We start from the raw sequence: 25,857 nt of genomic DNA on the forward strand, positions 1-25,857 counted from the left end.
GGATCGGCTTGGAGCAGAGTGAAACTACACTTTTTTCTATATTATCCTCGCAATGCCGATTATTTTGTTTATTCTCTTTTTTGTACCTCTTGCAGCCTTTGCACAGGACACTCCCGGTGCATTCAAGATTGATTCTATCCGATACAACATTGGCGACGCCTTTGACGATTCCAGGTACCACACCCAGTACGACAAGTGGGCCTACGATTTATTGAATTGGATCCACATCGAAACCCGCGAAGTGACCGTCAAGAAATTGCTCCTTTTCGATGAAGGCGAAACCGTCACACCCATCCAGATTCAAGAGGCCGAACGGTTCCTGCGCAGCCAGAACTTTCTTTCGGACGCAAGCATCAAAATTTCTAACGAAGACGGCAAGAATATCGCCACCGTCAAGACCAGCGACAACTGGACACTTTCCATCCCGACCACATTCGGCTTTGCCGGAAAAGAATACAACTATAAAAACCTAAACTGGGGTATCGGCGTTCAAGAAAGCAACTTCCTCGGTCTCGGTCAAAAGCTGGGTTTCTATTTCGGCCACAACGAATTCCGCGACATGTGGCAAGTGGAATACGGCGACCCGCACTTTTTGTTCCGCTATAACCACTTGGATTTCTTATATAGTTACAACACCGACGGCTACCTCGCCTACGGAAAGATGTACATCCCGTTCTTGAGCAGAAGCCAAAACCAGTGGGCCTACATCATCGAAGGCTTGAAGAACAAGCGCGACGCCTATTTTTATGGTAGCGGAGAACTGCCGCCAGGCGCCACCATGTACGATGCCCAAAAGAAATACGGAGACAAACCCATCTACAATCACAAAAAAGCCCTGCTTGATTCATTCCCGCTGTATAACGGCAACGAAGTCGTAAAACTGTTCGCCGTCAAGGATTTTATCGACGACTCCCTGAGCTTTAGAATCAGCCGCTCCTTCGGCGGGACTTACCGCAAGCTCTACGCCGGCGCCACCTACGACTACCACTATACCACCGCCAGCGAAGGCAAGCTTTACCCCTACGCCTTTACCGACGGCGACACCACCTACGCCATCGATTCCGCTACAGCCGTCAATGACTGGCTCCCCGAACAGAAAGATTCCCGTCTCGGTTTCTACCTGACCCTTTCAAACATCCGCTACGAGAAAATCAAGAATTTCCATAACGCCAAGTGGACCGAAGATATTGAAAAAGGTTACGAACTCAAGGCGCAAATTTCCAAGAATTACGAACAGCTCGGCGCCGCCGACAACGACATCCGTCTCGATTTTTGGGCAAACCTGATGCTGGGCAGCAACATGCACCACCTCACCATGAAGTCCGAAATGAACTTCTACCTGGACCACGGCGAAAGGCACGACTACTACGGCAAACTTTCGGGCGAATACATTTTACACCCGAACGAGAAATTCTCGATGGCGCTCACAGGCCTTGTAGACTTTTACGAAGACGCCCGCTACGGCAAGCAGCTAACCTTAGGCGGCGCGAACGGATTCGCCGGATTCCCCACCGGATTCTACGCCGGGCAGGCCCGCGTATTCGCGAACCTGGAACAGCGCTACTTTACCGACTTTGAAATTGCAACGCTCATGCCCGTATTCGCCATCTTCGAAAGCGTCGGCGAAACCGCCTGGGATCTTTGGGATATCAACCGCAAGGACTTGGTTTACCTCGTGGGCTTCGGCATGCGTTTTGCGCAGACCAAGTCGATTAGCAGGCTCGTGAACAAAGTCGACGTAAGTTTCCCGCTGAACGGCGTGCGCAAGGGCGAACCCCACTATTCCATTATCACGACTTACAACCTGTAGTCAGGCAACCTTATTCAGCAGTCAAAAGTGTGATTTTTCGCAAAAAATCGCATTTTTTTTATGAAAACCTGTCCTTTCGACCTATTTTTTCGTATTTTAAGGGTTATGAATTTCGTTTCTAAAATTTTATCTATTGCAGCCATTGCAGCGGTTGCGCCTTTTGCGCAGCTCGCTCCGGAACCCCAGATGGCCGACGTGAAGTTGATGCAGGATTCTACCACCAACCAGCCCATGAAGATGGACTTTTCTAAGCCGCTTTCGGGCATTAGCGATCCGGGGATTCTGTTCAGCCAGTTTGCAAACAGGCCTCTTTTGATCTATTACTTTAGCCCCAAGTGCCCGCACTGCCAGCGCCACATTTCCGAAATCCAGGACCTGGTCAAGGAATACGAGCCCAAGGGTTTAACCGGCATCGCCATTGGTCTCGGTGGCGGCATCAAGAAAAACGACATCCGTCTGTTTATCGACCAGTTCCACGTAGCAATCCCCGTATTCCAGGATAGCGACTACAAGTTCGGCCCCGCTTACGGCACCGGCTACATTCCGGTCGTGTACGTGGTGCAGAAGGACGGAACCTTCTACCGCTACGAAACTTTGAACGAAGCGAACATGAACCACATGCGCGCCACGCTCAATAAGATGTTTAAGTAGTGACAAGTTCGCCCTTGCGAAACTTTCAGATATAAGAAAGCGCCCCGAAAAGGGGCGTTTCTCATTTACTCACAATACCTTATCTAGAACATCTTGCGCGTGTTCTTCTTGGCGGGGCCATTACCGCTGCTGCTCGGCTTGGGGGCTGTACTTGCACCCTTGTTGCTGAAGAGCGTTGCGTCGTCGGCAGACTTGGTCTTGACTTCGAAATGGTTACCGTCGCAGACTTCGGTCGGAGCGTAGCCCGCCGTGTACAAGCAGTAGGTCTTTTCGGAGCAGAATTCGCCGGCAATCTTACCCGTATGGTTGCAAATGCCCTTGCTCACCACACCGCTCGGAACCGGGAACGGCTTACGCGGCAAGTCCTTGTGCAACTGTTTCATAGTTGCAATCCATACCGGCAAGGCATCTTCGGTACCTGTGTGGCCAGCACCTAAAGTACCCGGGCTGTCGGAGCCGACCCACACGCCCATCGTATATTGCTTGGTAAAGCCAATGTACCAGCAGTCGGTATAATCGTTCGTGGTACCGGTCTTACCGCCACTCGGGTGCGTAAATCCGTTCGCCCACACGCGGGCGGCCGTACCGCGGATGTTCACGTCCTTGAGCATGTCGACCATCAAGTAGGCCGAAGCCGGGCGCAACACTTCGTGTTCGACCTTGGAATTCTTTTCGATGACTTCGCCGTTGCGGTCCACAATGGATTCAATCATGTACGGTTCGATTCGGTTACCGCCGTTGGGGAACACGGTATAGGCAGACGTCATTTCCATAAGCGTTGCCCCCACGGACCCCAGGGCCAAGCTAGGCACCGCCATCAACGGGGCACGCACAATGCCGAACTTGCGGGCGTAGTTGACCACGTTGTTCAGGCCGTATTTCATACCTGTCAAAATAGCCGGCAAGTTCTTGGACTTGTAAAGGGCACGGCGGAGCGTCATCATGCCTTCGAAGTCGTGTTCGAAGTTCGCCGGGCGCCAAACCTTGTTTTTGTCCTTGTCGTCCGGATCGGGAATGCTCACCGGCTGGTCGTTCACCGAGTCGCAGGGGCTTGCGCCGTTGTCCATGGCCGTCGAATACACAATCGGCTTGAACGACGAGCCGGGCTGACGCAGGGACTGCACCGCACGGTTCCAGCGGGACTGGTTAAAGTCGGAACCGCCCACCATGGCGCGTATTGCACCCGATTCGTTCTCGATCAAGATAGCTGCAATTTCAGGATGGTGATAAAGGATAGAGTCCGGAAAACGGCGCTTGTCGGCAGGACGCTTCAAGTCGTCAGCCAGGTATTCCTTTTTAAAGAGCGTGTAGACGCTATCGAAGTGAGCGACCACGCTGTCTTCGGGCATGTTATACTTTTTAGTCAGGTACAGGCGGCGGGTAGCGCGGTACTTGACGCGGCGGCGGACCTTTTCGACCTGCACACGGGCAACGCTGTCGGCAAAGGCCTGAATGTCCGGGTCAATCGTCGAGTTGATCGAGACACCGTCGGCATACAGAGAATTTTCGCCGTACTTCTTTTCCATGTACTTGCGGATTTCTTCGTAGAAGTACAGGCCCGATTCGTTCGAAGTTTCCTTTTCGGCAAGCGTAATCGGCGTCTTGATATATTCGTGGTATTCGTCATCGTTAATATAACCGGCATCGCGCATGGCATAAAGCACCGTATTGCGACGTTCAAACGCAGCTTCGGGGTGACGGTCCGGGCGGTAAGCTTCCGGGCGCTGCAGCATACCGGCCAAAACGGCAAGTTCCGGAATCGTAAGGCTATCGAGCGGACGACCGAAGTAGAACTTACCTGCCGCCTGGAAACCGTAGTTACCGCCAGCCAGGTACACTTCGTTCATGTAGAATTCAAGGATTTCTTCTTTCGTATATGTTTGTTCGATACGGATAGCCGTCATCATTTCCTTGATTTTACGCGAAATCGTACGTTCCGGCGTGAGGAACAAAAGCTTGGTCAGCTGCTGCGTCAAGGTCGATGCTCCGCGGAGCTTTTTGCCCGACAAGGCGCTTTCCATAACGGCAGACGGAATTGCCCACACGTTCATGCCCCAGTGGCTATAGAAGGCTCGATCTTCGGTGGCCATCACGGCGTGGATCGCATTTTCGGGAATCGAGTCGAAGCTCGTCCATTCGCGGCGTTCCACGAAATATTCGTGGGCAATCTTTCCGTTCATGTCGTAAATGTTCGTGACAAGTCTCGGATTGATCTGCTCGAGCTGCGAAAGCGAAGGCAGTTCCGGCGAAAAGTGATTGTAGACCGCAATCACGGCGATAAAGGCAGCAAGCACGGGTACCGCAAAAATGATCAGCCACTTGACCACCCTGCGGTCAGTAAACCAGCCCTTCAAAATATTCAGAACCGAAAGTAATACGGGTTTGACTTTATCCATGGTCCAATACCGTTAAAAAATTTGGCCAAAAAGATAGTTATTGTATGGCAATCCGATTACGCACCGCTCCTTAAAACCACGCAAAAGCGGGGTGATTCGTCTACAATTCAAAAATTCTTAAAAATTTTTCAACAAAAACCCTTGACAGCACCCGCACTTTAAACTATCTTTGGGCCATCAATCAAGCGGATGTAGCCCAACTGGATAGAGCGTTTGGCTACGAACCAAAAGGCTCCAGGTTCGAGTCCTGGCACCCGCAGAAAGGAAGACGTTTCACGATAAGTGAGACGTCTTTCTTGTTTCTATACAATCTTCCGTTTCCACAACCCGTAAAAGCCGTTAAGATATTTTTGCAAAGTCTGCAAATAGTTGTTTGCACGCCCCAAGGCCATCTAATTCTAAAATTGGCAACAAGAGAGTGATTGGTTATCCACGTTTTTTCGAGGTTGTTTGTGGAATACAAGGATTACATTCTCAGCGAAGCCATTAGGCTTGTTTTTGTGGAAAGTCGTCGACAGAGGGGCCTTACCCAAAACGGACTTTCCATTAAGTCAAACATTACCCGGCAATTCATATCGCAAGTCGAAGTCGGAAAAAGACTTCCGTCCATCAATACCATATGTGCGCTGGCCAATGCCTACAACAAATCACTATCCCAGCTGTTTTATGAAGTAGACCGCTTTTACCCCCTAATCGAGAACAAGAAGCGCCTCTTTAAAATTCCGTCGAGTATTGCTGCAGAAACAAGGCAAAATATGACAGATTACATCAATAACGCAAAAAAACAGAAGTAATCCGACCCGTCAAAAGCACCGCCAAAACAAAACAAACTGGGGTAATAACAGCTATTTTTACCCTTAACAAAAATGTATTTTTTTGCTATCTTTAGCCCCCGATGGAATGGCCAAAGAACATAAAGACGCTGACCGAGGACGAGCTCAAAGCTTGGCTCCGCGATCAGGATGAAAAACCGTTCCGTGCAAGCCAGATTCAAAAATGGCTCTTTTGCCAGCAAGTCAAAAGCTACGACGAAATGGGGAACATTTCCCCCGCCCTCCGCGAAAAACTGGCAAATCAGTTCAGCCTTCGTGCATTGACCGAAGAACAGCGCATGGTGTCGGTAGATGGCACGGTCAAGTGGCTTTTCAAGACCCACGACGACCACCATATCGAAACGGTGATGATTCCTGCAAACGGTCGCTATTCCGTATGCGTCTCGACCCAGGTCGGCTGCGCCATGAATTGCGCCTTCTGCCGTACTGCCAAAATGGGCTTTACCCGAAACCTGGAAGCAGGCGAAATCCTGGAAGAAATCATCAACGTGAACTGGTACCTGAAGGATTCTGGCCTTTTGAACGAAGAAGGCAAAACGGCCCAGGTCACCAACATCATCTTCATGGGAATGGGCGAACCCCTGAACAACCTGGAAAACGTGCACCGCGTCTGCTGTACGCTCCATAACCAGAGCCTGTTCAACATGGGTTCTAAGCGCATGACCGTAAGCACGAGCGGAGTCGTTCCCAAGATCAAGGAACTGGTGGACCGCAATACCCCCTGTTGCCTCGCCGTAAGTCTGAACAGCACCAATAACGAATACCGTTCGTCTGTGATGCCGGTGAACAAGACCTGGCCCATCGAAAAACTTTTGGAAGCGGTTGACGAATACATTCGCAGAACCGATAATTATGTAACGTTTGAATTTGTCCTGATTCAGGACATCACCTGCACCCCGAAGGCAGCCAAGGAGCTCATTCGCATTTGCGCCCCCCGCCGCGTGAAAGTGAACGCCATCGTACTAAACGACGGCGACGACCCCACGCTGCATGCCCCCACGCCGGAACAGGTAGAAGACTTTTTGGCAATGGTTAGGGCTGCCGAAATTCAAATCACGATCCGCAACCCGCGCGGCCGCGACATTCTCGCCGCCTGCGGGCAACTTGCGTACAAAAAGGAAGGTAAATAATGTTAACGCAGAACCTCCCGGATTTCTGGGATAATCTTTATGCCGAAGGCAAGGACTACTGGAATCTCAAGAAGGTGACGCCCGCTCTGACGGAATTTTTCAAGCACCCCTCTTGTCCCGCTACGGGCTCCGTTCTGGTTCCCGGCGCAGGCTTTGGCTACGATGCCGAAGCATGGGCTTTGCGCGGACACGACGTGCTGGCAGTCGACTTTGCCCCCTCTGCCGTCGATGAACTTGACCACTTGAGCCGCAAACACAAGAACCTGCGTTCTTTGGACCTTGACCTGTTCTCGCTTTCTCCCAAGGACGACAAGCGTGGCGGTCAGCTTTTTGATATCGTTTACGATTACTGCTGCTTTACGGCAATCCACCCGGGTCGCCGCGACGAATTCTTCGAAGTCTGCTACAAGATGATGAAGGACGACGGTCTGTTGATTCTTTTCTTGTACCCGCTTATGAACGGCAAGACTCTGCAGGGTCCGCCGCATGCCACCAGCGAAGGCGAACTCATGGCCCGTCTCGGCGGCGTGTTCGATGTCGTCGAACGTATCAAGCCCACAAACAGCATCGCCGGTCGCGAAGGCAAGGAAGAAATCTGGCTCCTTAAAAAGTGCCTGTAAGCTAGACGAATGTATGCTCGCTTGGCGAGCTGTAAACTAGAGACGAGAGAATAAAAAACTCTCGTCTTTTTCGTTATCAAGCTCAGCTTGACAGGGTCTATACCCTTTCAATTTTTCTATTTTTTTCACCAAATTTTAACGGCGGCCAAGCCGCTCTAACGTAGACACAAGGATTGAATTATGGCAAAAGATTTATGCCCCTGCGGTTCCGGTAAGGAATACTGCGAATGTTGTGAACCGATCATCAAGCAGAAGGCTCTCGCAGCAAGCCCCGAAGCTTTGATGCGTTCTCGTTACACTGCTTACGTAAAGCAGGAAATCGGCTGGCTCAAGGAATCTCTCGAACCCACGCAGCGTGGTGATTTCGACGAACCGAGCGTGACCGCCTGGAGCAAGGAATCCGAATGGCTCGGCATCGAAATCAAGCAGACCAAGACCGAAGAAGAAAAGAACATCGGCTGGGTCGAATTTATCGCACGCTTCAAGCAGGGTAACATCACCCGTAACCACCACGAACTTGGCGAATTCCACAAGGTCGGTGGCGCATGGTTCTTCTACGACGGTCGTGCCGTGAAGCAGGAAACTGTCCGTCACGAAGGTCCGGTCGTTGGCCGAAACGATCCGTGCCCGTGCGGTTCCGGCAAGAAGTACAAGAAGTGCTGCGGCGCGAATAAGTAGACAGTAGACAGTAGACGGTAAACAGTTTTAATTAGGCGGCTTTGCCGCGATTATAGAACTTCCTACTTCCTACCGTCTACTTCCTACTAAATAATAATCTTCAACCTTAAATCATTAAGCAAATGTTCAAAGTTTTCGTAGATGGTGAAGCAGGGACCACAGGCCTGCAGATTTATGAGAGACTCGCAAAGCGCACCGACATCGAAGTGTTGCGCATTTCTCCCGAACTCCGCAAAGACATTAACGAACGCAAGCGTCTCATCAACGAGTCCGACGTGACGTTCCTGTGCTTGCCCGATGCAGCAGCTGTCGAAAGTGCCGCCCTCTGCGAAAATCCGAACACTCGCGTGATCGACGCATCGACGGCTCACCGCGTAAACCCCGACTGGACCTACGGGATGCCGGAACTCAGCCCCGCCCAGCGTGAAGCAATTGCAAAGGCCAAGCGTATCGCGAACCCCGGTTGTCATGCCTCGGGCTTTATTCTCGGCGTACACCCGCTGGTTGCCGCAGGAATCCTCCCGAAGAGTGCAAACCTTGCCGCCTACAGCATCACCGGTTATTCCGGCGGCGGCAAGAAGCTAATTGCCGAATACGAAGAAGCTGCAGCTCTTGCACATGCAGCCGGTGAATCCAAGGCAATCATGGCGCCCGCCCCATACGCGCTCGCGCTCGCACACAAGCACCTCCCCGAAATGAAGAAGTACTGCGAACTCGAAAATACGCCGTTCTTCAACCCGGTGCTTGGCCCTTATTACAAGGGCATGGCGGTCACCGTCGCCATCTTTGCAAATGAACTCACCAAGAAGGTCGGCCCCGAAGGACTCACCGAAATCTTGGCGAAGCATTACGAAGATTCCCGTTTTGTGAAGGTGATGCCCTATGAAGCTGCCCCCGTGCTCTTTAACGGCCGCCTTGACGCTACCGTCTGCAACGATACGAACAACGCCCGCATCCAAGTGTTCGGCAACGAAACCGTGATGCAGGTGACGACGATTATCGACAACCTCGGCAAGGGCGCAAGCGGTGCCGCCATCCAGAACATGAATATCGCCCTGGGAATCGATGAAGGCGTAAGCCTTTCCTAGCCACTAACCACCAACCACGAACCACTTCCCATGTTCCTAGACGAAAAATCAATTGAAGTTCGCTCCGGCAAGGGCGGCGATGGCATTTGCAGTTTCCACCGCGAAAAGTTCGTACCCCTCGGCGGTCCCGATGGCGGTGACGGCGGTCGCGGCGGCCATGTGATTCTGCAGGTGAACGAACAGTTTTCCACCCTCCTCGACATGGGCAACGCTCGCCTGTACAAGGCGCAAAGTGGACAACCCGGTGGCGCCAAGCGCTGCACCGGCCGTAGCGCCGAAGACCTGATCGTAGATGTTCCGCGCGGCACCATCGTAAAAGATGCCGAAGGTCGCATTCTCGCAGACCTTACCGAACCCGGCCAGAAGTGGATTGCGGCTCGCGGCGGCAAGGGCGGCATGGGCAACCAGCATTTTGCAACGCCTGCCAACCAGGCCCCGCGCAAGTGCACACCCGGCGAAAAAGGCGAACGTCGCGAACTCTTCTTGGAACTCAAGCTTATGGCAGATGTGGGCCTCGTCGGTTTCCCGAACGCAGGCAAGTCGAGCCTCGTGAACAAGATTTCGAGCGGTCGCCCGAAAGTCGGCGACTATCCGTTCACCACACTCGAACCGGTGCTCGGCATCGTGCAGATGAACGGCCACAGCTTTGTAGTCGCAGACATTCCAGGTCTCTTGGAAGGCGCCAGCGAAGGCAAGGGCCTCGGCCACCAGTTCTTAAAGCATATCGAACGTACGCACACGCTCCTGTTCGTCATCGACGGCTTTGCTGAAAACGCCTACGAGCAGTTCAGCGTCCTTAAGGAAGAACTCAAGGCGTTCCACCCGAAGCTCGCCAAGAAGCCTTACGTGATTGCCCTCAACAAGAGCGACCTCGGCATCGACGAAGCGATCAAACAGTTCAAGGCCCACAAGGAAGCAGTCATCGTGACCTCCGCCGTAACAGGCGACGGCTGCAAGGAACTCACCTTGGCTCTGGACGAAGCCGTGCCCCACGTGCAAAAGAAGAAGGTCGGCTGGGAAAGCAAGAAACTCAGCAGTGCTACCACCGGCATCGACGGCACCGGCAAGAAAATCGCAAAGAGCAAGGCCAGCTCGGCATCGAAAATTTCCGCTAAAACAGGCTCCAAGGCCGCCAGTGCAAAAACAGCCCGTAGCAAGAAGAAGGCTTAACGAATGGCGAAAAAAGAACAGAGTACACCGGTCATCGTAAACCGCAAGGCAAACCACCTCTACTTCGTCGACGAGACGTTTGAGGTGGGTATCATGCTGATCGGTTCGGAAGTCAAATCTATCCGCGATGGCAAGTGCACTTTGGGCGAAGCATGGATTGACATCGACGACACCAAGAACGAAATCTGGCTCGTCGGCGCCCACATCGACGAATACCTGTTCGCGAACCGCTTCAACCATTTCCCTGCTAGGCGCCGCAAGCTACTCGCCCATGTGCACGAAATCGCCAAGATGCGCAAGGCCAAGGAGCAGAAGGGCTGCACGCTCATCCCCCTGAAGCTCTACTTCAAGAATCGCCGCGCCAAGCTCGAAATGGGAATCTGCCGCGGTAAAGACCAGCGCGACAAGCGTCAGGATATCATCAACCGCGACGCAAAACTCGAAATGGCCCGTGCGGCAAAGGCTCACAAGTAATGAAGGTTTTTGTTTGGCATATACTTGTCTGTTTCGCTCTCGCAGTCTCTGCCTGGGCCGCAAACACAGTCGATGCCGAACAAGTCGCCAAGGAACATAAGGCCAGTTTCCACTGGTTCCCCGTTCAAAAGACATTCATTCTCGCTGGCGAAACCGACACGGTCAAATTCGCTATCGGGCTCCCTTACGTGAGCAGTCACGGCAAATCAGTCGACCTTAAACACGCTCCCGAAATTGCAGACGGGCACATCCTGCTGGATTCTGCGGATGTCGCTAGTTTGTACGGAGTCGAAAATGTGCAGGCCGCTGCAGCCGTTCCTGCAAGCAGCAGTTCCTTCGTCAAAGTTTCATCGTCCTCTGCAAAGGTCGCCGCAGCGGCAGTCCCCGTTACCGCCACCAAGCCGAAAAACGAAACCGCCGGCACCCGCGAAGTCAAGACCATCGTGATCGACCCCGGCCACGGCGGCAAGGACACCGGCGCCCAGGGCAAGAATTCCAACGAAAAAGACATCGTACTCGCCGTCGGCAAGCTCCTGAAAAAGGAACTCGAAAAAGAAGGCTTCAATGTGAAAATGACCCGCGACAAGGACGTGTTCATCGAACTCGGCGAACGCGCGAACCTTGCAAACCAGTGGGACGGCGACCTGTTTATCAGCCTACACTGCAACGCCATTGATGCCTCGCCCGAACGCAAGAAACAGATTAAGGGCTACCACGTGTACGTGCTCCGCGCGCCCGAAAGCGAAGAAGACAAGGCCATTGCCCGCCGCGAAAACAAGGTGGCCACGCTCTACGGCGAAAAGAACGCCAAAGAAGAACTTTCACCGCTCGAATGGTTCAAGCTCGAAGCCCGCTTGGAAAAGTACAAGCAGAACAGCTACATGTTCACTGAACAAATGCTCAAGGCCTTCGACGACGGCAAAATCAAGCGTCAGGGCGGTGGTGTCGGCGGTGCAGGCTTCATGGTGCTCGTAGGCGCTCTAATGCCCGCCGTGCTCTTCGAAATCGGTTTCATCAGCAACCCCGAAGAAGAAGCCTACATGATGACCAACAAGGCTCAAGCCGATATTGCAGAACGCATTTCAAAAGCCGTCAGCGCTTACAAGAATGCCGTTCACAATTACCGCGAAACCCTCGGACGTCAGTAAGAAGTATCATAATCAAATTCTTGGGCATCATACCATATTTGGTTTGACTTGCATACATAATACAACCCATCCTTGCCCATTCGAACTTCATCCTTTCGCTTAACCGTACACCCCACACCCACTGTCATCAAAGCAGAAACACCAGCCGTGTCACTTTGTTCCAAATAAGGCTTTGACACAAAGCCTCTCACTGTCCATTCCTTCAAACTGTCATCATACACGTAATACGTCCCTGTATTAGGGCCCACCCATATTTCGCCATCTTCACCACCATCTGCCTTTCCTGAGCCATAAAAATCCTTTTCAAAATCGCTTGCAAGAGTCCAAACACCGCTTTTACAAACATAGCGATCGTTCTTGCCGCAGATACCAATTGTTGTAATAAAATTTCCTGTCTGTTTCACGATATTTCTATCGCAAATAGAATCATTCTTTATCGCAGACATCACGCCTTCTTGTTCGGCTCCGCACTCATCAAGTCCAAAAACCAAGTACCAAAAGTTGCGCAAATACTTTTCAAAATCAGGGACTGTTCCCAAATTCCACGCTTCTATATTTTCACGAAGATTCACTCGAGTAATATAGCCCATTCTATTTGCCCATGTAGCCAATTCCAATTTGACGTCTTCATTATCCCAAGTTCCATCAGTTTCAATGTCTGCGGCAAAATCAATCAAGAATTCGGTAAATTCCGCTTCCGAAAGATCCCTGAGCATCAGAATGCTAATAGCAAGCAATGCTGCATTTCCATCGCCTTCGCGGAAAATATCCAAGTCTTCAGGACTATCAAATTCGTCCTGGATTCCAAAAGCCCTGAAAATTTCTGCTTCAGCCTGATTCTTGGCATCTTGCAGACTGAGGCCCGTACCCACTAGATACATCACGCGTTCATATTCCATATGCGTGAGCATGTTGATGTTTACCGAATTCCTTTTAGAAAGGTCCGTCAAGGCTCGCAGCGTCAACATTCCTCCAGACGTTTTCCCGGAAACTTCATTGCGATAATAGCCCGTAGCCTCAAGAATTGCATACTGCGATTCCAGATTGACATTATTGATGACAAAGTCACCTTTGTCACTCATGATGGTCCCCTTGAAGCTCTTGCCGGTCTGTTTCAGCGTTTCGCCCTCCAGTTCCTGCACCGTCACGGCGGAGCCCTTCACGAACGGGCCCTTCTGCGAAACACCCGCCACCTCCTTATTCGAGATAGCGACGATTCCAGAATCATCCGAAGAACCGCCTGCAACCGGCTTGCTTTCGGAGCACGAAGTCAATGCAAGTGCAACGAAAATAAGCGGAATGGTTAACGTCCCAAAACTATTTCTCATTTTGTTCAGCTCCTTTAAAATCCTTGTCCTTTTTCAAACGGTCGCTCATCGGGAACAGTTGCACATTCAGGCGATACACCCGTTCTGTTTCATCATCTTCGGTAGCAATCGCGACCACTCGACGGCGGAAGTCGACAATCTCTTTTTTAATCCGTTCATAGGCATGCTGCGTAAGTCCCAAGACCACGCCAGACATGTCTCGTTCCGAAAGAGGCAAATCCAGCGCCTTGAGCGCAAACTCACCCATTTGTCGTTGCAAGTCTTTTGCTGCCACGGAGACTGCATCAGTCGCTCCCATCGACACGGACTTTTCCGTCTGACGATAATTGCCGTCCCGGTCTTTTTTCAAGAGATTCGCCTTCACCAAGAAATTCAAAGTTTCAGTTACCTCTGCCGCGGTAATCGGCTGTTCGCAGGCATGGGCCATCTCTAGCGGTTTTGCACCGGGCATATGCGGAGCCAATTCGCGTAGCACCGGATTTTTCCAAGACTTATAATAATCAAATTCCTCATTTCCAAGCACATGCACCTTATGTGCATTCGCCAAGGCACAGCGCTTTTCGAAGGCATCGCGTTTTGCAGCGTCATTCTTCGCATGGGCATACGAGACCATTAAAACAAAATAGGTGCATTCAAATCCGGCGAGTCCCATGGCGTTCGCCACCGATCCGGCGGACCCTAAACTCAGATTTCGTTTTCCTTCGCAAATATACTTCAGGTATACAGCCGACGAGAACCCCGCAGCCCTCGCAAACTCTCTCCAGGAAAAGGCGGAACAACGCTTTTGTTCCTCATAGTAATCCTGGATATACTTGCGGTAATCCGTATACTCAACAATATCTTTCACAAAGACAAATATAGGTTTTTAAAATCAATTTGTGTACAAAAATTACGTTTTTCGCCAAATTTTACCATTTTACGCAAAATTTATAAAAATTAAGCACTTTTGTGTACACCCTGCGTATCCAGTGGACACGCCGTAAAGACCAATTAAAAAAGGCAGCCAAAGGCTGCCTCATCAGCTGATTTTTTATTGTCGGTAAACGCGTTCCTTCTCGACGCGAACACCGCTCGCTGAATTTTTCCTAGCCGATTGACCGTTTACCAAATAAGGTTTGTGGTCCACATTAGGTTCAACCTTCTTATGCATCGACTTTGCAATAACAGAAGGCGGTTTCACAGGCTTTCCCTCCGGTAATTCGCCCGTATACATCGGAATCTTGCTAAACGTAGGCGTACCATCATCCTGGAAAATGCACTGATGTGCAAAATAGGCAGGAACACCTTCTTCCATTTCACCTTTATTATCAATAGAACTATTATACACCGTTATATATTGGCAAAGGGCGTAATATGTAGAATCTTTTCTATAGACAAAGTAGTTCGTATCATTTGCAGACGAACCACGTTTCTCGGAAAACTTATAGGATTCAAGCAAATCAGACCCATAATAAGTAATCTCTGCAAAAGCAGTCGTATCGTTCAAGTCTAAGGCAATTCCCGCTTTTAAGCCTTCGACTAGAGCAACGTTCCAAAATGATTGGTCATAATCAAAGAAGTTCCAATGATATAGATAATACCCACAGCCCCCAAACAAAAAAACACATACACAAGATTCATCCACCTGCCAATACGTGATTCCCTTACCCACGACACCAGAACTATCCACAACAAGGCTGTCTTTAGAAAAGCCCCATCGAGTATAGCCATATATCGGTCCGTGCACATCATGACGGGTTAGGTTAACCACCAAAGACTGTTCCCATTCCTTAGCCAGGGCATTGGTCCCAAGTCCAAGCAGCAGCCCGAAGGCCATGGCAAAACCAGATACAAATAAACTCTTTTGATATTTCATACAAGTTCTCCTTATTCATAAATATATCACTTATTCTAAAAAAAAAGAACAACCCCCAGCCATTTTTCATTTAAAAAGCATGCAAATACAGAAAACCCCGGCTTTTCGCCGGGGTCTTTAGTCTCTAGTCTGTAGCGAGCGACGCGAGCGTTCTCTCGTCTAAACTACACACCCTTCTTGAAGCGCTTGCTCCACCACAGAACGATCGGAGAGCAGATGCACACGGAGGAGTAGGTACCGACAAGGATACCGAAGCACTGCACCAAGCCGAAGTCGCGAATGGAAGAACCACCCATCACGGCGAGGATCACGCACACGAACAAAGTCGTGAGAGAGGTCACCATGGTACGGCTGAAGCACTGGTTCAGGGACTTGTTGATGGTTTCGGCGAAGTTGCTGGAACCATACACGGCAGTGTTTTCACGAATACGGTCGAAGTTCACGATGGTGTCGTTCACAGAGTAACCGATCATGGTGAGGAGCGAGGCAATCAAGGCGCCATCAAAGGAAAGACCGAAGGCGGAGATGAAGCCAAGCGTAATCACGGTATCGTGTACCAGGCCGAGCACGGCCGCGACACCGAAGCCGAGACCGAACTTACCGAAGCGGAACCACACGTAAATCAAAATGCCGAGCCATGCGAGAATCACAGAAAGGATTGCGTTAAAGCGGAGTTCCTTACCGATGGTCGGACCCACATTGTCCTTAGCGACGATTTCGCACTTCTGACCGGCCTTTTCGAAGGCCTGAGCCATCTTGAGTTCGAACTGGGCGTCATCAGAGGCGCGCATGCTAATCTGGTAAGAGTTAGCAGAAGTACCACCGAGCGTACGGACCTTCGTGCCAGAAATACCGGCAGCAGACAAAGCCTTGCTCAAGTCCTTTTCATGCTTATCGCTATCCTGGTACTGCACGGTATAAACCTGGCCACCAGTGAAGTCGATGCTGAAGTCAAAGCCCTTGATGGCGATGAAGGCGATAGAGGCAACAATCAGGATCATGGAAATGAGACCGAAACGACGGCGGTTCGGAATGATCTGGAGGTTAGCTTCGTTGATAGCCTTGAAGCCGCCACCGATAGAAAGGGTCGTAGCGTCGCGCTTGGCAAGCTTCCAATCCAAGATGGAGCGGGTCACCGTGATAGCGCAGAACAAGGAAGTCAAAATACCGATCGTAAGCGTAAGACCGAAACCCTTCACGGAACCGGTACCAATCTTATAAAGGATAAGGCCGGTAAGCACGGTGGTCAAGTTGGAGTCCAAGATGGCACCGAAGGCGCGTTCGTAACCCTTGGCCACGGCGGCGCGGGCGGTCAGGCCGTTCTTGAGTTCTTCACGGATACGTTCGTAAATAATCACGTTGGCGTCGAGAGACATACCGACCACGAGGATGAAGCCTGCGATACCCGGCAAGGTCAACGTAGCGTTAAACACAGACATCACGGCGGCGGTCACCAAGGTGTTGATCACCATACCAAAGCTAGCGATAAGACCACCGAGGCGGTAGTAGGCAACCATGAACACCAAGCAGAGGATAAGGCCGATAGCACCGGAACCGAAACCCTGCACAATGTTTTCTTCACCGAGGGTTGCACCCACGCTGCGGCTTTCAATAATCTTCATCGGAGCCTTGAGGGCACCGGCGCGAAGCACCACGGAGAGGCGGTTAGCTTCGGCCATGTCGTCGAGACCCGTAATCTGGGCTTCGCCGTTCGGGATACGGTCGCGGATCACCGGAGCAGAAATCACCTGGTTGTCGAGCACGATAGCCATCTGCTTGCCGATGTTGGCGGCAGTCACAGCAGAGAACTTCTTGGGACCAATGCCACCGAACTTGAGGCTCACGGCCACTTCACCGGCGCTCACACCGTCAGACACGCGGTAGGGGCGAGCATCGACCACATCGTCACCGGCCATTTCGGCACGGCGCTTGAGCAAGTAAAGGCGCTTGGCCTTGATCTTGGAATCACGCTGCACCGGTTCGAGACCGCTGCCGAAAGCGAAAGCGACATCTCGCGGAATCAGCTTCTGCACACCGTCGGTTGCGAGGAGCTTCTTCACCTTTTCCACATTTTCTTCGGCGATAAAGCCGCCGTTACCAAAGCTCAGGTAGTAAGCGCTAAGAGCAACGCCGACTTCAGATGCCGGTTGAGCCTCGACTGCGGCAGAATCCTTGGCGGAATCGGTTGCGGCCACTTCGGCTGCCGGAGCCTTACCGAGCAATTCGTCATCGGAAAGGGTCTTGGTCGTATCCTTGGCGGAATCAGCCTTGGCGACCGTAGAATCCTTGGCAGTGGAATCCGTAGCGGCGGAGTCAGCCACGATGTCGGTCGTCTGGCGGGTCAGGTACTGGTCAATGAGGCCGACCACCTGGGTAAACTTTTCAGCTTCGGCCAGAATCTTGAATTCGAGCTTAGCGGTCGAACCCACGAGAGCCTTTGCAGTGGAGTCATCCACGCCTGCCAGTTCAACCACGATTCGGTCGTCGCCGGACGGGGAAATCTGCGGTTCAGAAAGACCGTACTGGTCAACGCGGTTACGGATGATTTCGAGGGACTGTTCCTGAATGTCCTTGATATCGTCGCCCTTGATGTTCGACTTGTCGATTTCGAGCGTAATGGCCGTACCGCCGGCAAGGTCCAAGCCGAAGTTGATGGACTTTGCGCCCACCTTCGGGTTTTCCTTGAGGAAGGTCTGCTTTTCTTCGCCCTTCTTGGTGTGAACCTGGATAGAAGGCCATACCGTGTAGGCCGACAAAACAATGACGAGGAGAATAATGAGTTCTCGCATGCCGAATTTTTTCTTATTCATTTGTAATCCCTATAAGGCATTATTCACTAAGTTTTGCGCGCAAAGATAGAAAAAGTTATGCAATCATGTCTTCCTGGCCTTGAGCCGGAATCTCCTTTTTCAGCCGAAATTCACACGAATTCAATTTTGCTAACGCAAAATCTGATTGTTTTAGGTTTTTAAACAATGTTGAATTTAAATTCGGCACCTTCTTGCAGCACAACGAGGGTCATCGTCTTTTTGCCGAGGGTACGCTCGATAGCAAAGCCGTTGTCGGCAGAGCGGATTTCGAGTTTTCCTTCGCGCAGTACCGCATTCTTGTTGCGGAGTGCAATCATCTGCTTGATAAATTCATACAGCGGCTTGGATTGCATCTCGGAAAGTTTGCTCCACGGCACGCTACGGCGGTTGTCAGGATCCTTGCCGCCCTTCATCGAAAGTTCTTCGCCGTAATAAATACACGGGGCACCCGGCAAGAAGAAGAGAATCGTATACGCGAGCTTGATTCGTTCGAGGCTTGCGCAAGGTTGCGACATCAGGCGCGTGGTATCGTGGCTTCCGAGCAAGTTCATGGGAATGTCGCCGCGGCCTTCGGGGAAAGCCTTCTGCAAGCGCTCGCCGAATTCCTTGATCGAAATCGGATTCTCGTCGAACAGGAACTGCATCGTCGCCTTGCGGAACACGTAATTCATCACGCCATCGAACTGATCACCTTTTAGCCAGCGAGAAGGTTCGTCCCAAATCTCGCCCACAATATAGGCTTCGGGGTTCACATTCTTCACGCGGCGGCGGAATTCCTGCCAAAAGCTGTCATCGTCAATTTCATTCGGAACATCCAAGCGCCAGCCGTCAATGCCACGCTTCATCCAGTACTCGCCTACGCTAAAAAGGTACTCGCGAACATCGGGGCAGTCCGTATTGAATTTCGGGAGCGCCGGAAAATTCCACCAGCATTCATAATTCGGTTTGTCGGTATAGGCGTTAAGCGGCCAGCCCTTTACATGGAACCAATCCACGTACGGCGAATGCTCACCCAGCTCCATCAGGCTATTGAACTGAAAGAATCCGCGAGAACAATGGTTGAACACGCCATCCAGAATCACGCGCAACTTTAGCTTGTGAGCCTTCTTGACCAAGCGGTCAAAATCTTCGAGCGTACCGAGCACCGGGTCAATCTCGAAGTAGTCCACCGTATGGTAGCGGTGATTCGAATTGCTCTTGAAAATCGGGCACAGGTAAATCGCATTGACGCCGAGGCCCGCGATGTATTCAAGTTTGTCTTCAATACCCGCGAGGTTTCCGCCAAACATGTTTTCGCGAGTGGGCTTGCTTCCCCACTCCACGAACTTGCCTACGGCCTTGTAACGCCCCGAACGGCAGAACCGATCCGGAAAGATTTGATAAAAAATAGCGTCTTTAACCCAAGCAGGAGCGAACATAGGCGGTGTGAGGTGCGAAATGTGTGGCGTGAAATTATTAATTACACATTCCACACTACACATTACACATTGTAATTAGATTTTCCACATGGGGCGGCGCTTGCGCACATCCACGAGCATGCGGATATCGGAGCTAAGCGACGAGTAATCCATCAGTTCGTCCACGGAACAAGGCATACGGTAGCACCAGTTCTTGCCACCCACCGTACCCGGCACATTCACGCGCTCTTCTTCGGGCGCGCACTTGCTAAGGCTTGCCGAAAGAGCGAAGTAGTCCTGTACCGGCAAGATGCAGAACAGACTGTTGGTGGTATACACGTGGGCCAAAATCTGGCGGGCCACCGACGGAGTAACTTCTTCGGGAGCCTTGCCCGACAGGTGGGCATGGGACCAGTACAAGTCACGGTCAAAGTCTTTTTCTTGCCACAGTCCGCGCAAAGTCGACGTATCGTGGCAGCTGGTGGCGCACACGGACATGCGCGGGTATTCGTCCATGTCGTAGTAGGGCGAATAGGGAGCATTCCAGTTGCGGGCCCAGCGTTCAATACGCAGCGAAAGAATATTGAGCTTGTTCAACACAGTCGGGACACAGGGCGGTACGGCACCCAAGTCTTCGGCGCATACCAACATATCGGTTTCTTGAGAAAGCACCGACAGAAGCTTGGTAGCGTTGGCTTCCCACAGGCCGTTCTGGGCGTTTTCGTTTTCCTTAATCAGGTTACGCAACTTTTCCTGTTCGTAATCCGGCAAGGTAAAGAACACCGGAGCATTGTACCAGTACCAATACGGGTAGAAATTGTTCTCGTCGCCCGAGGGTACGAACACGCGGTTCCAATAAACCTTGAGCAGCTTGTCCTTGACTTCTTGCGGTTCGTTCATGCCAAGGATTGCCTTTTCGGAGCTAAACTCGGACTTGAGAATCAAGCGGTCCGGATGACCTTCGAGCTGGGTAAAGCAAATCGGAGCAAGACGGTCGGCGTCAGCGCCCAAGAATTCGCGCAACTGGTCAATGCCGTAATTCGGGCGGCGCAGGTATTCCAGCGTTTCGCGCATAAAGCCAGCGGCAGCGAGCTTGTCGTAAGTGAGCGGCACGCACGGGTTAAAATAACCCAGAATGCCCGTGACTTCTTGCTGCGGAATCGACCAGATGCGGAAGAAGCCCAGCACATGGTCAATACGGTAAGCATGGTAGAACTTGCTTGCCTGAGCCAAGCGGCGGCGCCACCATTCAAAGTTGTCTTTTTCGATCACGTCCCAGCGGTACGTAGGAAATCCCCAATTCTGGCCGCTGTAGCTGAACATATCAGGAGGAGCACCCGCACGGTCGTCCAGCGAGAAGTACTTGCGGTCAGCCCAAACGTCGGCGCTGTCTTCGTTAATGAGAATCGGAATGTCGCCCTTGATGCGGACACCCATTTTAGAAACTTCGGCTACGGCAGCGCTAAACTGCTTTTCGGCCTCGAACTGCATCCAGGCCTGGAACAGGTTGTCTTTCGCGAACTTTTTCCAAAGGGCCTCGATATCCTTCGCTGTCGGGTCACGGTAGTTTTTCCAGTCCTTCCAGCTTCTTTCGTCGTTCTGAGCCTTGAGCGTGCAATAGACACAGTAGGGCTTGGCCCAAGCGTTATTGTCTATCCAGCGCAAAAGAATCTTGTCTTTTTTCAGGTCGTCGTAGCGGTTGTCAAAAATCTTGCGAAGAACGAAACGCTTCCAGGTCGAAATATTGTAGTAGTCGATTTTTCCGTACTTCTGGAATTCCAACTTACCCTGCTGGATTTCATCTTCGTATTCCGAAGAACCTTCCACCGACTGCACATTGATAAACACCGGGTTCAAGGCAAAGGCACTGCGTGCACTGTAAGGGCTAGATTCAGCCCCCGTGTCGTTCACCGGCAAAAGCTGAATAATATTGAAATTGCAAAAAGCGGCCCAGCGGCCAAAGGGAATCAGGTCCAGGTATTCACCGATACCGATGCTCTGCTTGCTATAAAGGCTAAAAAGGGGAACGGCCACGCCGCTCTGGAAATATGAAATGTCACCGTAACGCATATCAATAATTTAGAAAAAGTCGGAAGTTGTCGGTAGACAGTAGCCAGTGGTTAAGAAATAAAAAGCCTTTTCCGCAGTTCTTGCGAAAAAGGCGATAAATTGTGTTTTTTTTCGTTTAAATCAGGCGGAGGATTTCCTGCGCGGTCTGTTCGGCAAAGGTGTTGTCCTGCACAAAGCGACGAACTTCGGTCGGGTTGATTCGGGCGTATTCCGAAAGGGCGCGACCGATACCGTTACGAATGTAGTAGTCGTCATCCTTGGCGCAGGTCAGGCAGAACTGTCTGAGCAGCGGCCAGTCGGTACGATCCTTGTACTGAATCTGGAAAATGATCGCGCTACGGCGCACCCACACGTTCGGGTCGCGAATCCAGGAAGCGATCTTGGAGCGCAGCGCCGGCAAGCGGAGCGCCAAGTCACCCAGGACGCAAGCGGCGAGCGTATCGACGGTATCGCGCCAGGCACGGGTCTTGATTAACTTTTTAAGGAAGGCAAGGTGCTGTCCACCGAGCAGGACCCTGTGGCGGAACAGGTAGTCGCAAGCCGCATACTGGATTTCACGATACGGCTGTGCCCACATGTCCTCGACCCTAGCCACCAATTCGTCACCATCTTTCGGAGGATACTTGTCGAATATGGGGTAGGTCACCTCACGGCGGGGAACAAGGCGAATTCCAAGGAAATCGAACTGTTCTCGGGCCTTCTTAGACATTTCATGTGCTTCTTCTTCATTAGAGATAGCACGGAGAGCAAGTAATATTTCTTGAGTAAACCGAAGCATGTATAACAAAAATAGTCCAAAAAAAATTTTTTTTCTAGGTCTTGACAAGCATTTTTTTCAATTTTTTTTAAATTTGGGTCGCATTTTTTACAATAAATTGACTTTTTCCACTCTTGACAAGCCTACAAAGGGCGAAAAATGGGGTTTTATGGATCAGAATTTGTCTAATATTGCGCTTCAAATCATCGAAGTTCCGCCGGAACTCCGCGGCCTCACCGACGAAGAAATCATCCAGAATTCCGAAAAAGTCAAGAAAGATTTTAGCGGGAAACGCAAGAACGGGGCCGCGAGGCCCTCCAAGAAAGACCGCCTCGCCCAGAAGCAGCAAAGGGAATACCAAGAAGCCCAGAACATCGCAAACGAGATCTTCGGCTCCATTCCCAGGCAGGGCGACCTGTACTTCAAGCCCAAGACCCAGATTCCGGGAATCCCGTCCATGAGCGAACTTCCCTTGGAAAAGCAGATGATGCTGAAGACCGCCTTTACCGAAGAAAGCAAGGGCTACAGCGCCTACGACCTGAAAAGCAGTTCCGAATCTATCAAGCCGAAGGCCACGGTTTCGGAATCTCCGAAACCTGCATCAGGCAGAGTCCTCAAGGCATCGTTCGGTTTTAAGGGCGGCGACAAGCCCAAGGCGGTGATTGTATCGGCCTCAGACCTCGCCAAGCAAAAAGCCGAAGAACGCGCCAAGAAGATTCAAGATTTCTTTAAAGCAAGGCACCCGGAAGCAACCACCATGCCCGACGGAACTCCCGTAAAGCGCGGCCGCGGAAGACCGAGGAAAAATCCGGTGGTTTAGTAGACAGTAGGAAGTAGACTGTAGGCGGTAGGCTGGTGGTTTGGTATAAAATCAGACGGACTTTGTCCGTCTTTTTTTGATATTCCCTTGCAAGCCAAAAAAAACTCCTTCCCGGGGTGAGAAGGAGTTTTGAGAGGCAACGATCAGACTCGAACTGATGAATAAGGCTTTTGCAGAGCCGCCCCTTACCAACTTGGGTACGTCGCCAAAGTGAAACGCAATATAGGTAAATTTATTCCCTTTTTCAAGGGCAAACCGGGCATTTTTTGCATTTTTTTATCTTTTAGGCATGACTAAACCGCCGTTCAAGGTCAGGTTCAAGGCATTTCTTGTAACCCTCTGGATTAAAAGCCTGCGCGTAAGGCTAAAAACGCCCGAATCATTTGCGCCGGGAATCCTTGGGGTATGGCATCAAGATCTACTCGCGAGTGCCGCCGCCTTTAAAAACTGGGGCGTGCACACGCTCGTTTCGGAATCAAGCGACGGCGACCTTTTCGCGACCATCGTCCAAAATCTCGGCTACAGTGTCACACGCGGCTCTAGCACCCACGGCGCCACCAACGTGCGCCACTTGCTTATACCGCTCCGCGAAGGCCGCTTTGTAGGCATGGCACTAGACGGCCCTCGCGGACCGGCAGGCGTAGTCAAAAAAGGCTCGCTCTGGCTTTCCAAATCAAGCAACACTCCCCTATGGCAAATCAGCGCCAAGTACGGCGCGCACATCATACTAAAAACATGGGATAAATTCGTCTTGCCCCTGCCGCTGACACGTATTGACATCGAAATTAAATTATCTTTGTGACTGCAAATCATACCAAGGTGATAACTTATTAACTAAGGAATAAATCGTGATTTTAATGCCCCCTAAATTTGTCGCCTTCGACCTTGAAACTACAGGTCTTAACAACCAGAAAGATGAAATCATTGAAATCGGTGCCGTCAAGTTCACCGTCGAAACCAAGAACGGCAAAGTCGTGCCCAAGCTGCTCGGCGAGCTCGAAACCTTCGTGAAGCCGAACATGATGATTCCGGCCGAAGCCTCTGCCGTGAACCACATTTACGACAGCGACGTGCAAGACGCCCCCGCCGTGGGTGACGCCATCAAGAAGTTCACCGAATTCTGCGGCCAGAGTTCCATTCTGCTCGCCCACAACGCAAACTTCGACGCAAGCTTTTTGCGTGTCGCCTACCAGAACAACCCACAGCTCGTGCCCGGCAACCCCGTGATCGACTCCCTCGCTATTTCCAAGGCAATCATGCCCGAAGCAAGTTCCCACAAGCTCGGTATTTTGGCTAACATGTTCCAACGCCGCGACGAAATCAGCATGAAGATTGAATCCGACAAAATGCACCGCGCCGTTTACGACTGCCTGATGCTCATGGAAGTGTTCGTGGCCCTGCTCCGCCGCCGCTTTAAGGAAAAGGACTGGGAAATGGCCTGCATCATGAAGAACATGGAAAAGTACAAGGGCATTCCGCAGTTCATCAACAAATAAGCGTTTTTCAAATCGAACTTTAAATGCGGACATTCATTTGTCCGCATTTTTGTTATAAACGCAAGTCCATAAAAAAAGAACCGCCCCCGAAGGAGCGGCTTTTAAGATTTCTAGTGATTTAGAAAAAGCTTAGGCTTTCTCTGCAACCACCCAAACCTTGACCTGAGCTTCAACGTCGCTGAAGACCTTGATCGTCACGGTGTAAACACCGAGCTGCTTGATCGGTTCTTCGAGAGCAACCTGAGCACGGGTAACCTTAACGCCCTGCTTGGTGATGGCGTCAGCGATGTCAGAAGCGGTCACAGAACCGTACAGACGTTCGCCTTCCACAACGCGGCGTTCGAGGTTAACAGAAATCTGAGAAAGCTTAGCAGCCACATCGCCAGCGGCAGCGAGTTCCTTCTGGAACTGAGCTTCGACGGCAGCGCGGTTGTTTTCGATTTCGAGCTTGGCTTCCTTGGTAGCGCGAACAGCGAGCTTGCGCGGGAAGAGGTAGTTACGGGCATAGCCGTCCTTAACCTTCACGACGTCAAGCATCTTGCCCAAGTGGGGAACGTTGGCCTTAAGAATAATTTCCATAGTCTAGTTCCTCCTTAGCGCAGACTGTCCGAAACGAACGGGAGAATAGCCATCTGACGGGCACGCTTGATAGCTTCGTTCAGCATACGCTGATACTTGGCGGAGGTGCCAGAAATGCGGCGAGGAATGATCTTACCACGTTCAGAGATAAAGCGACGAAGAGTCTTTTCGTCCTTATAGTCAATGAACTTGATGTTGTTTTCCGTGAACCAGCAAGTCTTCTTGCGGCGGATACGGGTTGCCTGCTTCTTATCTTCAAAAGCCATTATTCAGCCTCCCCTTCTTCTGCGTCAACCGGGATGATATCTTCGGTGGACTGGGTCTGAGTTTGGTCATAAACAATTTCGCTCATCGGATAATCAGCGAGAGTCATCCAGCGGAGAACGTTTTCGTTCAGCTTGAGAGCGGCTTCCACAGAGGCGACCGTAGCGGCTTCGGCCTTGTAGTAGAAGATCACGTAAAAGCCATGCTGGCGCTTCTTGATGGAGTATGCGAGCTTGCGCTTGCCCCAATCGTCGCGGCGGAGGATTTCGCCGTTGCCTTTGGTGATGTTGGCGGCGATAGTCTCGATTTCGGCCTTGATAGCGTCGTCAGAGATCATAGCGTCGATGATCACCATCGTTTCGTATTGTCTCATATAATGAGTCCCTTTGGTCTATCGCCCGGGAAACCGACATTGGCCCCGGGAGGGTTCCGATAAAAATCGGTGCACCAAATATAGAAAATCGGGATTTAGGTGTCAAACCT

24 protein-coding genes and 2 tRNA genes are annotated in these 25,857 nt (G+C 51.3%); 14 read left to right on the forward strand and 12 right to left on the reverse strand.

What is annotated here, in order from left to right:
* Positions 1-52: 52 nt before the first annotated feature.
* Complete coding sequence (locus B9Y58_RS13620; RefSeq protein ID WP_085534945.1) at positions 53-1,810, forward strand: BamA/TamA family outer membrane protein; 1,758 nt, start codon at positions 53-55, stop codon at positions 1,808-1,810.
* A gap of 105 nt (positions 1,811-1,915) precedes the next feature.
* Positions 1,916-2,461, forward strand: a complete 546-nt coding sequence (locus B9Y58_RS13625; RefSeq protein ID WP_073058136.1) for a TlpA disulfide reductase family protein — start codon at positions 1,916-1,918, stop codon at positions 2,459-2,461.
* Positions 2,462-2,544: 83 nt separating this feature from the next.
* Here the strand turns inward: B9Y58_RS13625 and B9Y58_RS13630 are convergent, their stop codons facing one another.
* Positions 2,545-4,857 (reverse strand): penicillin-binding protein 1A, encoded by a 2,313-nt coding sequence (locus tag B9Y58_RS13630; RefSeq protein ID WP_085534946.1) that lies wholly within the window; start codon positions 4,855-4,857, stop codon positions 2,545-2,547.
* 185 nt (positions 4,858-5,042) lie between these two features.
* Between B9Y58_RS13630 and B9Y58_RS13635 the strand changes: the two genes are divergently transcribed.
* From B9Y58_RS13635 to B9Y58_RS13675, 9 genes are all read left to right on the forward strand, one after another.
* A tRNA-Arg gene (locus B9Y58_RS13635) sits at positions 5,043-5,116 on the forward strand.
* A 193-nt stretch (positions 5,117-5,309) separates the two neighbouring features.
* Complete coding sequence (locus B9Y58_RS13640; protein WP_158278373.1) at positions 5,310-5,651, forward strand: helix-turn-helix domain-containing protein; 342 nt, start codon at positions 5,310-5,312, stop codon at positions 5,649-5,651.
* Positions 5,652-5,752: 101 nt separating this feature from the next.
* Entirely contained in the window at positions 5,753-6,820 is a 1,068-nt protein-coding gene (gene rlmN, locus B9Y58_RS13645; RefSeq protein ID WP_073058142.1) for a dual-specificity RNA methyltransferase RlmN, read from the forward strand.
* A complete protein-coding gene (locus tag B9Y58_RS13650) occupies positions 6,820-7,440 on the forward strand; it encodes a methyltransferase (protein WP_072800714.1) in 621 nt (206 codons plus the stop codon). Before rlmN ends, B9Y58_RS13650 begins: the two co-directional genes overlap by 1 nt.
* Positions 7,441-7,620: 180 nt before the next feature.
* A complete protein-coding gene (locus B9Y58_RS13655; protein ID WP_085534947.1) occupies positions 7,621-8,118 on the forward strand; it encodes a YchJ family protein in 498 nt (165 codons plus the stop codon).
* Between the two features lie 122 nt (positions 8,119-8,240).
* Entirely contained in the window at positions 8,241-9,206 is a 966-nt protein-coding gene (gene argC / locus B9Y58_RS13660) for an N-acetyl-gamma-glutamyl-phosphate reductase (RefSeq protein ID WP_085534948.1), read from the forward strand.
* Between the two features lie 30 nt (positions 9,207-9,236).
* On the forward strand, positions 9,237-10,376 hold the full coding sequence (gene obgE / locus B9Y58_RS13665) for a GTPase ObgE (RefSeq protein ID WP_085534949.1): 1,140 nt from the start codon (positions 9,237-9,239) through the stop codon (positions 10,374-10,376).
* A gap of 3 nt (positions 10,377-10,379) precedes the next feature.
* Positions 10,380-10,850, forward strand: coding sequence for an SsrA-binding protein SmpB (gene smpB, locus B9Y58_RS13670; RefSeq protein WP_073058148.1), 471 nt, complete (start codon positions 10,380-10,382; stop codon positions 10,848-10,850).
* Positions 10,850-11,998 (forward strand): N-acetylmuramoyl-L-alanine amidase family protein, encoded by a 1,149-nt coding sequence (locus B9Y58_RS13675; RefSeq protein WP_073058150.1) that lies wholly within the window; start codon positions 10,850-10,852, stop codon positions 11,996-11,998. Before smpB ends, B9Y58_RS13675 begins: the two co-directional genes overlap by 1 nt.
* On the opposite strand, the gene B9Y58_RS13680 is transcribed toward B9Y58_RS13675, so the two are convergent.
* From B9Y58_RS13680 to B9Y58_RS13710, 7 genes are all read right to left on the reverse strand, one after another.
* A complete protein-coding gene (locus B9Y58_RS13680) occupies positions 11,992-13,326 on the reverse strand; it encodes a hypothetical protein (RefSeq protein ID WP_073058152.1) in 1,335 nt (444 codons plus the stop codon). The two genes, B9Y58_RS13675 and B9Y58_RS13680, sit on opposite strands and share 7 nt — an antisense overlap.
* Positions 13,316-14,173, reverse strand: coding sequence for a TIGR02147 family protein (locus B9Y58_RS13685; protein ID WP_073058154.1), 858 nt, complete (start codon positions 14,171-14,173; stop codon positions 13,316-13,318). Before B9Y58_RS13685 ends, B9Y58_RS13680 begins: the two co-directional genes overlap by 11 nt.
* 183 nt (positions 14,174-14,356) lie before the next feature.
* A complete protein-coding gene (locus B9Y58_RS13690) occupies positions 14,357-15,181 on the reverse strand; it encodes a hypothetical protein (RefSeq protein WP_073058156.1) in 825 nt (274 codons plus the stop codon).
* 164 nt (positions 15,182-15,345) lie between these two features.
* Positions 15,346-17,991 carry a protein translocase subunit SecDF gene (locus B9Y58_RS13695; protein WP_073058158.1) on the reverse strand — a complete coding sequence of 882 codons (2,646 nt, stop codon included), beginning with the start codon at positions 17,989-17,991 and terminating at the stop codon, positions 15,346-15,348.
* Between the two features lie 158 nt (positions 17,992-18,149).
* The gene (locus tag B9Y58_RS13700; protein WP_073058160.1) at positions 18,150-19,409 is read right to left on the reverse strand and encodes a glycoside hydrolase family 13 protein; all 1,260 of its coding nucleotides are present in this window, start codon (positions 19,407-19,409) and stop codon (positions 18,150-18,152) included.
* Between the two features lie 75 nt (positions 19,410-19,484).
* The gene (locus B9Y58_RS13705; protein ID WP_073058162.1) at positions 19,485-21,458 is read right to left on the reverse strand and encodes a 4-alpha-glucanotransferase; all 1,974 of its coding nucleotides are present in this window, start codon (positions 21,456-21,458) and stop codon (positions 19,485-19,487) included.
* 115 nt (positions 21,459-21,573) lie between these two features.
* Entirely contained in the window at positions 21,574-22,236 is a 663-nt protein-coding gene (locus B9Y58_RS13710; protein ID WP_073058164.1) for a DNA alkylation repair protein, read from the reverse strand.
* Between the two features lie 148 nt (positions 22,237-22,384).
* On the opposite strand from B9Y58_RS13710, the gene B9Y58_RS13715 reads away from it, so the two are divergent.
* Entirely contained in the window at positions 22,385-23,035 is a 651-nt protein-coding gene (locus B9Y58_RS13715) for a hypothetical protein (protein WP_143154723.1), read from the forward strand.
* Positions 23,036-23,169: 134 nt separating this feature from the next.
* Here the strand turns inward: B9Y58_RS13715 and B9Y58_RS13720 are convergent.
* Positions 23,170-23,242 (reverse strand) — tRNA-Cys (locus B9Y58_RS13720).
* An 82-nt stretch (positions 23,243-23,324) separates the two neighbouring features.
* Between B9Y58_RS13720 and B9Y58_RS13725 the strand changes: the two genes are divergently transcribed.
* Both B9Y58_RS13725 and B9Y58_RS13730 read left to right on the forward strand, forming a co-directional pair.
* The gene (locus tag B9Y58_RS13725) at positions 23,325-23,837 is read left to right on the forward strand and encodes a lysophospholipid acyltransferase family protein (protein WP_073058167.1); all 513 of its coding nucleotides are present in this window, start codon (positions 23,325-23,327) and stop codon (positions 23,835-23,837) included.
* A 55-nt stretch (positions 23,838-23,892) separates the two neighbouring features.
* Positions 23,893-24,531, forward strand: a complete 639-nt coding sequence (locus B9Y58_RS13730) for a 3'-5' exonuclease (protein ID WP_233247991.1) — start codon at positions 23,893-23,895, stop codon at positions 24,529-24,531.
* Between the two features lie 129 nt (positions 24,532-24,660).
* On the opposite strand, the gene rplI is transcribed toward B9Y58_RS13730, so the two are convergent.
* From rplI to rpsF, 3 genes are read right to left on the reverse strand one after another with little or no spacing between them, the layout of a single operon-like run.
* Positions 24,661-25,110, reverse strand: coding sequence for a 50S ribosomal protein L9 (rplI, locus tag B9Y58_RS13735; RefSeq protein ID WP_072801475.1), 450 nt, complete (start codon positions 25,108-25,110; stop codon positions 24,661-24,663).
* A 14-nt stretch (positions 25,111-25,124) separates the two neighbouring features.
* Positions 25,125-25,376 (reverse strand): 30S ribosomal protein S18, encoded by a 252-nt coding sequence (gene rpsR, locus B9Y58_RS13740; RefSeq protein ID WP_072801474.1) that lies wholly within the window; start codon positions 25,374-25,376, stop codon positions 25,125-25,127.
* The gene (gene rpsF, locus B9Y58_RS13745; RefSeq protein ID WP_073058172.1) at positions 25,376-25,747 is read right to left on the reverse strand and encodes a 30S ribosomal protein S6; all 372 of its coding nucleotides are present in this window, start codon (positions 25,745-25,747) and stop codon (positions 25,376-25,378) included. The genes rpsR and rpsF overlap by 1 nt, the downstream gene beginning before the upstream one ends.
* Between the last annotated feature and the right edge of the window lie 110 nt (positions 25,748-25,857).

It is taken from the genome of Fibrobacter sp. UWB15 (assembly GCF_900177705.1).
Taxonomy (GTDB): domain Bacteria; phylum Fibrobacterota; class Fibrobacteria; order Fibrobacterales; family Fibrobacteraceae; genus Fibrobacter.

Excerpts from the sequence above, each read along its gene's own strand:
- smpB (WP_073058148.1), top strand. The coding sequence starts at position 10,380 with ATGGCGAAAAAAGAACAGAGTACACCGGTCATCGTAAACCGCAAGGCA.
- rlmN (WP_073058142.1), top strand. The coding sequence starts at position 5,753 with ATGGAATGGCCAAAGAACATAAAGACGCTGACCGAGGACGAGCTCAAA.
- B9Y58_RS13655 (WP_085534947.1), top strand. The coding sequence starts at position 7,621 with ATGGCAAAAGATTTATGCCCCTGCGGTTCCGGTAAGGAATACTGCGAA.
- B9Y58_RS13710 (WP_073058164.1), bottom strand. The coding sequence starts at position 22,236 with ATGCTTCGGTTTACTCAAGAAATATTACTTGCTCTCCGTGCTATCTCT.
- rpsR (WP_072801474.1), bottom strand. The coding sequence starts at position 25,376 with ATGGCTTTTGAAGATAAGAAGCAGGCAACCCGTATCCGCCGCAAGAAG.
- B9Y58_RS13620 (WP_085534945.1), top strand. The coding sequence starts at position 53 with ATGCCGATTATTTTGTTTATTCTCTTTTTTGTACCTCTTGCAGCCTTT.
- B9Y58_RS13680 (WP_073058152.1), bottom strand. The coding sequence starts at position 13,326 with ATGAGAAATAGTTTTGGGACGTTAACCATTCCGCTTATTTTCGTTGCA.
- B9Y58_RS13705 (WP_073058162.1), bottom strand. The coding sequence starts at position 21,458 with ATGCGTTACGGTGACATTTCATATTTCCAGAGCGGCGTGGCCGTTCCC.
- B9Y58_RS13695 (WP_073058158.1), bottom strand. The coding sequence starts at position 17,991 with ATGAATAAGAAAAAATTCGGCATGCGAGAACTCATTATTCTCCTCGTC.
- B9Y58_RS13630 (WP_085534946.1), bottom strand. The coding sequence starts at position 4,857 with ATGGATAAAGTCAAACCCGTATTACTTTCGGTTCTGAATATTTTGAAG.
- B9Y58_RS13700 (WP_073058160.1), bottom strand. The coding sequence starts at position 19,409 with ATGTTCGCTCCTGCTTGGGTTAAAGACGCTATTTTTTATCAAATCTTT.
- B9Y58_RS13625 (WP_073058136.1), top strand. The coding sequence starts at position 1,916 with ATGAATTTCGTTTCTAAAATTTTATCTATTGCAGCCATTGCAGCGGTT.
- B9Y58_RS13730 (WP_233247991.1), top strand. The coding sequence starts at position 23,893 with ATGCCCCCTAAATTTGTCGCCTTCGACCTTGAAACTACAGGTCTTAAC.
- obgE (WP_085534949.1), top strand. The coding sequence starts at position 9,237 with ATGTTCCTAGACGAAAAATCAATTGAAGTTCGCTCCGGCAAGGGCGGC.
- argC (WP_085534948.1), top strand. The coding sequence starts at position 8,241 with ATGTTCAAAGTTTTCGTAGATGGTGAAGCAGGGACCACAGGCCTGCAG.
- B9Y58_RS13715 (WP_143154723.1), top strand. The coding sequence starts at position 22,385 with ATGGATCAGAATTTGTCTAATATTGCGCTTCAAATCATCGAAGTTCCG.
- B9Y58_RS13650 (WP_072800714.1), top strand. The coding sequence starts at position 6,820 with ATGTTAACGCAGAACCTCCCGGATTTCTGGGATAATCTTTATGCCGAA.
- B9Y58_RS13690 (WP_073058156.1), bottom strand. The coding sequence starts at position 15,181 with ATGAAATATCAAAAGAGTTTATTTGTATCTGGTTTTGCCATGGCCTTC.
- B9Y58_RS13675 (WP_073058150.1), top strand. The coding sequence starts at position 10,850 with ATGAAGGTTTTTGTTTGGCATATACTTGTCTGTTTCGCTCTCGCAGTC.
- rpsF (WP_073058172.1), bottom strand. The coding sequence starts at position 25,747 with ATGAGACAATACGAAACGATGGTGATCATCGACGCTATGATCTCTGAC.
- rplI (WP_072801475.1), bottom strand. The coding sequence starts at position 25,110 with ATGGAAATTATTCTTAAGGCCAACGTTCCCCACTTGGGCAAGATGCTT.
- B9Y58_RS13725 (WP_073058167.1), top strand. The coding sequence starts at position 23,325 with ATGACTAAACCGCCGTTCAAGGTCAGGTTCAAGGCATTTCTTGTAACC.